Annotated in this window: 3 protein-coding genes; all 3 read left to right on the forward strand. The window is 46.8% G+C overall.

What is annotated here, in order from left to right; translation table 11 throughout:
- Window positions 1–937 precede the first annotated feature (937 nt).
- Window positions 938–2,776, forward strand: a complete 1,839-nt coding sequence (locus tag AC4IE7_RS02050) for a type I secretion system permease/ATPase (protein ID WP_490775133.1) — start codon at window positions 938–940, stop codon at window positions 2,774–2,776.
- Window positions 2,769–4,100 (forward strand): HlyD family type I secretion periplasmic adaptor subunit, encoded by a 1,332-nt coding sequence (locus tag AC4IE7_RS02055; protein WP_490775134.1) that lies wholly within the window; start codon window positions 2,769–2,771, stop codon window positions 4,098–4,100. The genes AC4IE7_RS02050 and AC4IE7_RS02055 overlap by 8 nt, the downstream gene beginning before the upstream one ends.
- 1,032 nt (window positions 4,101–5,132) lie before the next feature.
- Window positions 5,133–8,413, forward strand: a 3,281-nt coding sequence (locus AC4IE7_RS02060) for a hypothetical protein (protein WP_490775135.1), incomplete at its 3' end; no start/stop codon positions are given.

The raw sequence follows: 8,413 nt of genomic DNA on the forward strand, positions 1-8,413 counted from the left end.
GATGGCTTACTTTTAATTACTTCGTATCTGTAACAGGTTCAAGAACTGTCATGATTCATCGTTATCCATAACTATGACCTCTCCGTAGAATCAAGGATATATAGTATTTTCAGTATTCGATAAATAGTGAAATTATGTTTCTTATTTAACACTGTACTTCAGCAGCACAAATCACAACAAAAAAATAAGTAAAAGCGGAATAGGTTCACATGATTCATTATTTTAGTGAACAGGAGCACATGTCAGGTACCCTTGCTGCAGGGGGGTATTGATCAATGTTCAATAATCAGTGTTAGATGTTACTCAGCCCAATATCAAATTAAGCATTCACCCTCAGGGGTCGAAGTCGAGAGATCCCATATCGTGAGTCACCTCGAAAAAACACTAGCGCATTTTTCAGCTAGGCCTATTCGTTCTGAAATCGACTCCGACACAGTGCGTAAGAACCCTTATCTCGCAATATTTGATCAGACAGTATCAAGAATGGAGCTGACTGAGATTTGTCGCGCACAGCAGAGGCTGACGCCATTCTGCGGACCCCCATTATTTGTAAATTGTTGAATTTTATGCAAAAGTGGTTCTCGTTTGCTACGAGTGCATTGAATGTCTACCAATTATGTAAGAAATTGTGAATGGTCAAAATACCCCCCCCATAACATCGATACCCACGAATATGGCCTCTCCAGCTATGTAAATAGTGACCAGGATCAACCGATGGGTTTATTTTGCTTGAACAAAGTTAAGGAACTATTAAGACTGCAGGCAAGAAAGGTCCTATATGTTGAGGGCCTTTCTTTCGTTATATAGCTTTTAGCCCTCTAAGGTATACTTAGTTGTATTAGAAATTTGCATCTATCTTTAAGTGGATTTTCGATCTTTGGCGTCTCTAAAAAGATTGGCTAGTCATATTTTGCATAGGGAAATGGTAAATAAGTTCATGTCAAACGACTTTTCCAATCAACAATTGTCACTTAAACCCTATTTATCTTGGCTATTGTTCTTCTCTGTTATAGCAAATGCACTAATGTTGGCGATGCCGTTGCATATGGCTCAGACCTACGACCGTGTCATCCCTGGACAAAGTATCGATACCTTGATTTATCTGACGCTTTTGGTTGCGGTAACATTAGCTATATTCGGCGTGATGGAGAGTTTACGCTCGCGTGTTGCTCAACGCATGAGCACCCATTTAGACCTCATTGCAACTTCAAAACTAGCAAAAAATACAATCAACAATCCAAAGATTGGTTCAAGAACAACCTCCCAACACTTAGCTGATGTTGTCATCTTACGGCAACTCCTCGCAGGCCGAGGCTTTATTGGTCTTTTTGATTTTCCCTTCGCACCGATATTTCTCATTGTGCTATTTCTCGTTCACCCGATTCTCGGTCTGCTCGGTGTTATCGGCGCAGCTATTTTGATCGGCGTTGCGATCTTAAACCAGACCATGACCAATAAACGCCAGGAAGATGCACGTCGTGGACAGATTGATGCGGGTCGTCATGTAAGTGATACCGTACAACGCATAGATGATGTCCGCGCATTAGGCTTAGGCCCAGGGCTATTGGGGCGCTGGAAAAGTGTCGCACTTCAATCTTCTTACGATCTTGACCAGGTTAATGGCATTAATGCTAATTTTTTCGGTTTGGTTAGGTTTATACGTCAATTCTTGCAAGTCTTACTGTTGGGTACAGGCGCATATCTGGCAATAATCGGCTCCATGTCAGCTGGTATGATCTTTGCAGCAAGCATTATTACTGGTCGTGCTTTGCAGCCGATTGAGCATCTCATTGGTAGTTGGCAACAGCTAACCACCGGACGTGAGGCTTGGAAGCGGCTGCAAGTCGTCCTGAGTGATTTGGAAAAAGACTCAATAGAACCACTATGCCTGCCTGACCTTGTTGGCATGATTTTCGTTTCTAATATTCAATATATCGCGGAAGGGTCCACAGATGGGAAAAGAATCCTTTCCAACATTTCTTTTTCAGCTATACCCGGTGAAATTCTGGCAATTGTAGGCCCCAGCGGCGCAGGTAAGTCAACCCTTCTCAGGGTTCTTGCAGGTATCAATGCACCAAATGGCGGCACTGTACACTACGACAATTATGAAATTCATCACTGGGATCCAAGTCAGCTTGGTGCATCTCTCGGTTATATTGACCAGGATCCCAGTTTCTTTCATGGAACAATTGCAGCGAACATCAGCCGTTTTGACCCAAATGTGGACGATGATGAGATTATAGATGCCGCCAGTCTGGCGGGAGCCCACGCTTTCATCGGTTCTCTACCGGATGGGTATAATACGATTATTGGTGCTGGGGGTGTTCGTCTCTCAGGTGGTCAAATAAAACGCATAGCGCTGGCACGGGCATTCTTCCGAGATCCGCCGGTACTGTTGCTCGATGAACCTGATACAAATTTAGACGTTAAAGCATCAAAAGCTCTACGCGACTCTCTTCTTGCTGCAGCAAAACGGGGCAAAACTGTAATCATGATTTCTCATCGAGAGTACCTCATGAATATAGCCGACAAAGCGCTAAGGCTCAAAAACGGAGAATTAGTAGAGTTCGGATCCAGCTCAAGCGTGTTGAAACTGCCTGAGCTTTATCATAAGAAACCTGAACTTGTTCAGCAGAAAAAAGAGCGGGGGAAGGTCAAATCTCTAGCTGGTATCCGTAATTATCAGCGTACCAGGCCTAAACCAAAAATTACCGTTGATACAAACCAGATCGCCCGCCTCATAGCGTCCAACAAGAGTGTCGGAGCGAATGATTAACTATCAAGAAGAAGCAGTTCTACAAAGTGTCACGAGCATTAACAGCTTAAAAAAAATTGGCACTTCGTTATTCGTGCTGTTCTTTGTCTTTTTCGGCGGATGGGCCGTTCTCGTGCCGCTTGGTGGTGCCGTCATTGCTCAAGGACAAGTCATCAAGGAGGGTAAATCCAAGGAGATCTCACACGAGTTGGGTGGCGTTGTTTCAGAAATACTCGTAAAAGAGGGGATGCGCGTCAAAGCAGGTGACGTGCTTGTTGTACTCGATGATGTGGACCGCAGATCTGTTCGAAATCGTTTGCAGGCACAGCAAGAGACCCTCGCTATAACACAAGCAAGACTATTTGCGGAACAAAAAGGAGCTGAGACGTTTACGATTGAAGGTCTCAGCGATCAGAACAAGCTTCTATCGAGGAGTGACTTCAACTCTCCCCAGTTCCAAGCTGCGCTCCAAGATCAAATGAAGCAATTTATTACACGCAAGTTAAATCGCACTAATGCTGTTGCATTGCTAGTGATTGAGCGAGACACCTACGAGCAGGAGATTAATGGCATTAAAGATCAGATTACAGCTCTGAATGAAAGAATTGCCAGTTACTCCAATGAGCGCAAGATGTTGAATAAAGTCGTCAAGCAAGGATATACCAGAGCTGCAGATCTACGGCAAATTGAGCGTGAAATGGCGGAAGCCAAAGAAGACCATGCGCGCCTTAAAACTGAACTGCATACGCTGCCGATGAAAATGATGTTGACCACGAAACGTATTCAACAGATTGAAGATGAGTTTGCAGAAAAACTCAGTGCTGATATTTCTGAAAATAGGCAAAAGCTTGTAGAAGTTACAAGCCAGCTCGAGGCAGCCGAAAATGCCGTTGCTCGGGTGGAGCTCACGGCGCCTGTGTCAGGTGTAATAGATAAAATATATGTAAACACAGTCGGCAGCGCTGTCGCGGCCTATACGCCGATTGTTGAAATTGTTCCGGAAAATGAGAGCCTGATTGTGGAAGTTCAGGTTAATCCGACAGACATAGATCTTGTCCTCATTGGTCAGGACGCGCAAGTGGTGATGAGTGCTTTTGACCGGAATGAGGTGCTTCCGGCTAAAGCTAAGACTATCTTTATATCGCCAGATAGACGAGTGAATGAGACAAACGGTACCAGCTATTTTGCAGCGCGCCTTGAGGTTGATCCAGCAGAAATCGCAAAACTCCCTCCAGTCTCTGCAGGTATGCCCGTTGAAGCTTATCTGAAGACAAAAGAGCGGACCTTCGCCGGCATAATATTTGAACCATTTACAGACAGTATTAGGCGTTCGTTTAGAGGGTAACTTTATTTCCGTTCTCAACGACCGGCTATCATCAGCAGTAATTGAATGGCGGCATCACTGGAGGTATACGAGGAGGACTCCTGATGCGGTGGTGACCGGTGGTTGAATCAATAGTGTGGTGCCTTGTGCGAAGCCGTTTGAGGCTGCAATAAAGGCACCAATTCGGTGCTGTCGATAGAGTGCGGTTCTGCTCGTTGATGCAGGTATTCTTAATGGATGTGGCTTTATAAGAATTGGAATTATTCTAATTATTATGTTCCTGATCAATCATTAACATAGCCGGAATAAGAGTACTATAGTGAAAATTTATCTGATAAACTGAAAAAAGAAAATAGTATATTGCATCATTTCAGGAGATCTCAAGCAATTTGGCTTGGATTGTAGAGACGCTATATTGTAGCGGATTTAATTAAGGATCGAGTTGATAGAGAGTTGAGTGTCATTTCAGTAGGACGGCTTCTACATCGTTAAGAAGTATCAATAAAAGCAATTTTTACAGGGCTGAAAAAAACAGTGCAAGAGGATAGGGCTGTCTCCTTTGATGTAGCCTGTTTATTATGATTAACACAATATTGTTTTAATGGCTGCCATAACTACCGATCTCAGTTCATGCAATTCAAATCGCTTGTGTCTTCGGGCGCAAATAACTATCCAAATACAAAGATCTTTTGCCACGAATATGTTGCCATGAATAAAGAGATTTAAGCAGTAACTTAAAGGAATGCTGCATCATTATGGAGATGCATAATGAAGGAAGAACACAGGCGAATGGTATTGAATAGTAAATACAAATCTTGCGGTTTTCTGAATGCAATCCTATTCGATAATACTAAGGAACCTTTGATCAATTCGTGAACTCGCATCTTGCCCCTAAAATGTCCAGTTTCTGCGTTATGGATCTTCGCAATAGCCTGCTATTACGTGCGATCCATGCCTTGAACCAGAACATTTTAGTGCACAATCTGCTTCGTCCAGAATTAATCAGAGGTTTCCTGATTTTAACATTACTTATAATGATAACTGGAGTACGCCGTGGCCATTATTCAGGGAACCGATAGGTCTGACACTCTCAACGGAACTGACGATAATGATCAAATAGTTGGTAACGTTGGCAATGACATCATCGCCGGTGGCACAGGGAATGACCTGATCTATGGCGACAATGGAGATAATTTCAACGCTGTTAGAAACGCAGTCCCGCTGCGTCTGGAGCTGTCAAACGTTCGCGCTGGCTCGGAAACTTCATCTGGCGGCCTGGCCTCTGGCGCAGGTGACAGCATAATCTACGACAATGTTGCAACCCTCGATGATGGCACTTCTGTTTCTGCGCGTCTTATTCTGGTCAGCACCAGCAACAGTTCATTGAAGGTAGATCTTTCGTATACCGAAGATCATCCGCTCTTGCTGGGGCCTGCTGATGGTGAACAAGCGAGCTTTCGTATGGAGTTCTTTGACACTGCGACAGACGAACCTGTTGAGATTAACTCCACGTTGGTCCTTGGGGAAATCGACCTCCGCGATGCTGGTGAGAGTGCTGAGTTCGAACTTGATCAAATCACTGGATATGGTACGCAACCCGATAGCAGCGTGTCGGTGAGCGAAAATGGGGCATCCGTTGTGGCATCTGGCACACAAAACAATGTCATCCCTGATGAAACTGACGCACAGTTCGGGGTCACATTTGACGGGCGTTCGTCGTTGGACTTTACCCTGACAGCAGGTGCTACAAATGGGGGCTTCAACTTCGGAAATGGTGACGTTAGCGGCTTCAATTTCATCCCGACCGGCAGCGGTGGCGCTGACGACATCGTCAATGGAGAAGACGGTGATGACACGATCTTTGGTGAAGAGGGCAATGACACCTTAGACGGCGGTGCTGGCAATGACCTGATCTATGGCGATAACGGTGAAAACTTCAGCGCTGGTAAAAACGCTACCCCGCTACGCTTGGATCTATCAAACGTTCGCGTTGGCTCTGAAACTTCATCTGGTGGCCTGGCATCTGGCGCAGGCGACAGCATAATCTACGACAATGTTGCAACTCTCGATGATGGTACCACTGTTTCTGCACGTCTTATTCTGGTCAGCACCAGCAACGATTCGTTGGAGGTTGATCTTTCGTATACAGAAGATCATCCGCTTTACCTGGGAGCCGCTGATGGTGAACAAGCCAGCTTCCGTATGGAGTTCTTTGACACAGAGACAGGCGAACCTGTTGAGATTAACTCCACCTTGATCCTTGGGGATATTGACCTCCGCAACGCTGGTGAGAGTGCCGAGTTCGAACTTGGTCAAATCACCGGATATGGTACGCAATCGGATAGCAGCGTGTCGGTGAGCGAGAATGGGGCATCCGTTGTGGCATCTGGCACAGAAAACAATGTCATCCCTGATGAAACTGACGCACAGTTCGGAGTCACCTTTGAGGGGCGCTCGTCTCTCGATTTTACCCTGACTGCAGGTGCTACAAATGGGGGCTTCAACTTCGGAAACGGTGACGTTAGCGGCTTCAACTTCATCCCGACCGGTGATGGTAATGTCATCAATAGTGGCGACGACATCATTAATGGTGGCGCAGGCGATGACACAATCTATGGCGAAGAGGGCAATGACACCATAGATGGCGGTGATGGCAATGATCTGATCTATGGTGACAACGGTGAAAATACAATCACTGCTCAAAATGCAACCCCTCTGCGTCTGGATCTGTCAAACATCCGTGTTGACTCGGAGACTTCCTGTGGTGGCCTGACCTCTGGCGCAGGCGACAGCATAATCTACGACAATGTTGCAACTCTTGATGACGGCACCTCTGTCTCTGCGCGTCTTGTTCTGGTCAGCACCAGCACTAGCTGTTTGAATGTCGATCTTTCGTATACCGAAGATCATCCGCTCCTGCTGGGGGCCTCCTGTGGTGCAGAAGCTAGTTTTCGTATGGAGTTCTTCGACACAGCGACAGGTGAACCTGTTGAGATTAGCTCCACGTTGGTCCTTGGGGATATCGACCTTCGCAACTCTGGTGAGAGTGCCGAGTTCGAACTTGATCAAATCACCGGATATGGTACGCAATCGGACACCATTGTATCTGTGAGCGATAATGGCACGACCGTTCTGGCGCAGGGCACACAAAACAATGTCAACCCCGATGAAACTGATGCGCAGTTCGGTGTCACCTTTGAGGGGCGCTCGTCTCTCGATTTTACCCTGACAGCAGGTGCTACAAATGGGGGCTTCAACTTCGGAAACGGTGACGTCAGCGGCTTCAACTTCATCCCGACCGGTAACGGTGATGGTAATGTCATCAATGGCGGAGACGACATCATCAATGGTGGCGCAGGCTCTGACCGGATGTTTGGTGAAGGAGGTGACGATACCTTTATCGTAAATAGCGCGGATGAAGGCAATGGTGACGTAATTGCGGGTGGTAACGGCCCCGATCAGGCAACCGACTATGACGTGCTCGATCTGCGCGGAGCTGGGGCTGTAACCATTGATGATGCCAACGATGAATCCGATGAAGGTGCTACGGCTGGAATAGTCACTTTTTCGGACGGCTCGACCTTGGAATTTAGCCAGATTGAAGAGATTTTGGTTGGTGCCCCAGAGCTGACCATCGAGCCTGCACCAGGTTTTGTGGTTGACATCAATGGCAACCCGATTGTTGACGAGAGCGGCAATCCTGTTGATGCACTGGTGATTACCCGCTCTGGTCCAACAGATCAGCCGTTGGTGGTGACCGTGAGCAGCGATGACGAAGGTGAAGTCACTGTGCCAACTACAGTAACGATCCCAGCTGGCGAGACTTCTGTGACGGTTCCAGTTACACCGGTTGATGACGACCGCATAGATGGTACCCAATACCCAACCATCACTGTTTCCGCTCCGGGCTTTGATCCTGTCACACAGAACGTTGCCGTCAATGACGATGATGAGCCAGATGAGCCGGATGAGCCGGATGAGCCGGATGAGCCGGATGTACCGGATGTACCAGATGTACCAGATGTACCAGATGTACCAGAGCTAGCCATCGAGACAGCACCCGGTGCAGCAGTTGATGCTAATGGCAACCCGATCGTTGATGAAAATGGTAATCCAGTTGATGCCCTAGTGATCACTCGCACGGGTCCAACTGATCAGCCACTGGTTGTAACCCTGAGCAGTGATGACGAAGGTGAAGCCACAGTGCCTGCCACTGTAACCATCCCGGCAGGTGAGACCTCCGTAATGGTTCCAGTTACTCCAGTTGATGATGACATTGTCGATGGAACGCAGTACCCAACCATCACCGCGACGGCACCAGGCTTCGATCCGGT

The organism is Candidatus Thiodiazotropha sp. AKAK3 (genome assembly GCF_058244645.1).

What these genes read in the sequence shown, in the direction of transcription:
- AC4IE7_RS02055 (WP_490775134.1), top strand. Translation starts at nt 2,769, where the DNA reads ATGATTAACTATCAAGAAGAAGCAGTTCTACAAAGTGTCACGAGCATT.
- AC4IE7_RS02050 (WP_490775133.1), top strand. Translation starts at nt 938, where the DNA reads ATGTCAAACGACTTTTCCAATCAACAATTGTCACTTAAACCCTATTTA.